A 1,806-nucleotide genomic window follows, 5' to 3' on the forward strand; every position below is an offset into this window, starting at 1 on the left:
GAGGGTGTCGCACGAATCGGTGGCGTAGTGAGGTTGCGATGGTGCGCGTAGGTGGGGCCTTCGGTCAGGCCGGTACTGCGTGCTGGAGTTTGAGCAGATTGTGGACTGTGCAGATCAGGCGCCATTCGCTGTGCACTCCTGCATGTCCACGGAGAGCGAATTTGCGGAATCCGAGGTTGGCCTTGATGTTGCCGAAGACAGGCTCGATGCTGACGCTGCGTTTGCGGTAGAGCGCGGCGTTGTCTGGTTGAGCGAGCTTGTCGTTCATCGCTTTTCGGGCGACCGTGGGGTCGGTGATTTCGCCCCGGATGTGCGCGAGCATCGTTTTGACTCGCGTCGCTGAAACGCCGAGGTGGTCGCTGGCGGCACGTCTGGAGATCTCGCCGGCGGCGAGGCGTTCGATGACCGGCATCCATTCCTGAGGTTCGGGTTCGGTGCTGCGGGTGATGCGTTGGCCGTCGCGTCCGAAGTACCGTTTGGTCATGTCGCGCACCCAGGTGTAGGAGACGCCCAGAATCGCGCCGGCTTGACGTTGGGAAAGCTCACCGCGGTTGACTCTGGCCAGTACCGCCAGCTTGTCGTCGTCAGGCTTGTCGGCCGTGCGCCACGCGGACTTCCGTGTCGCGATCAGCACCTCGGCGCCGACGTCGGTGGTGCCGTTCGCGCTGGTCCAGTACCCCGCGTCGGCCACAAACGTGCCCGCACCACCGCGGTGGCCGGCCTCGGCGAGATTGTCGGTCACCGCGGTGGCCATCGGCACGAAGTGGGGCTGGTCGTTGGTGGTGGCGGCGACCTCAGCGGCGAGCACGATGTGCCCGGTCGTCGCGGCGGCTTGCGCGTTGTAGCCCTGCAGCGCGCCCTTGGAGGCCTGCGGGATGATCCGCGAATGCGGATCGGTGGTGTTCGCCCGCCGCGGCCGCGCCCGCCGCGCCGTGTCCGTACTCGGTTTCGGGCCGGTCAGTTTGTGGCCCAGCTCGATCTCCTTGCGGGCCCGCTCGGCCATCCGGGTCTCAAAATCTTTCGCCTTTTGAGACTCGAGTTCATCGAGGGCAGCCCTGATCCGGGACCGCCGATCCCGGCCCCCGGCCCACTGCGCCGGCATCCTCCTGACGTGGGCGTTCTCGCCCTGATCGTCTTCGGCCGCATCGACCTGCTCGGCTTCGGCCAGGACCTGATCGGCTACCCGGCGGGCCGCAGCCGCGCAATCCTGAGGCCCAGAGCCACCGAGCTCGGCACGCAGGGCCTCCTGGTCGCGATTGGCGAAAAACGAGGCGTTCGCGGCGATCTTCGTGCCGTCGATCGCGACCATCCCCGCATCGACCAAACCCGCCCTGACACACAGACGCAGAACCTGGCCGAACAATTCAGCGATCGCATCTTGATGACGGCGACGGAAACGAGCCAGCGTGGCGTGATCAGGCTGCTGATTGACCGCCACCACCCGCACCGCCACGTCCTCGAGCAGCCGCCGCTCGATCCGACGTGAGGACCGCTCCCCGGTGCAATACGCATACAGCAGCACCGACAGCATCATCGCCGGGTCATACACCGACCCGCCCCGGCCATCGATCCGATACGCCGCATAGAACGCGCTCAGATCAAGCTCAGCGACGACATCGAGCACGAAGAACGCCAGATGATCCTCAGGCAACCACTCCCGCACCGAAGGCGGCATCATCATCAACTGATCGGCATCACCTGCGCGTACATTCACAGACATACCCAATTGTCCTACAGGGGAAGAGCATTGATCGATTCAACGCGCCGATCCCGGCACTTTAGCCGACCGATTCGTGCGACACCCTC

Annotated in this window: 1 protein-coding gene; it reads right to left on the reverse strand. The window is 65.2% G+C overall.

What is annotated here, in order from left to right; translation table 11 throughout:
* Positions 1-64: 64 nt before the first annotated feature.
* A complete protein-coding gene (locus tag J3476_RS20365) occupies positions 65-1,720 on the reverse strand; it encodes a transposase (protein ID WP_207068179.1) in 1,656 nt (551 codons plus the stop codon).
* Positions 1,721-1,806 lie beyond the last annotated feature (86 nt).

It is taken from the genome of Mycobacterium sp. PO1 (genome assembly GCF_017312405.1).
Lineage (GTDB): Bacteria > Actinomycetota > Actinomycetes > Mycobacteriales > Mycobacteriaceae > Mycobacterium.

Coding starts and splice junctions, on each gene's coding strand:
- J3476_RS20365 (WP_207068179.1), bottom strand. CDS start 1,720: ATGTCTGTGAATGTACGCGCAGGTGATGCCGATCAGTTGATGATGATG.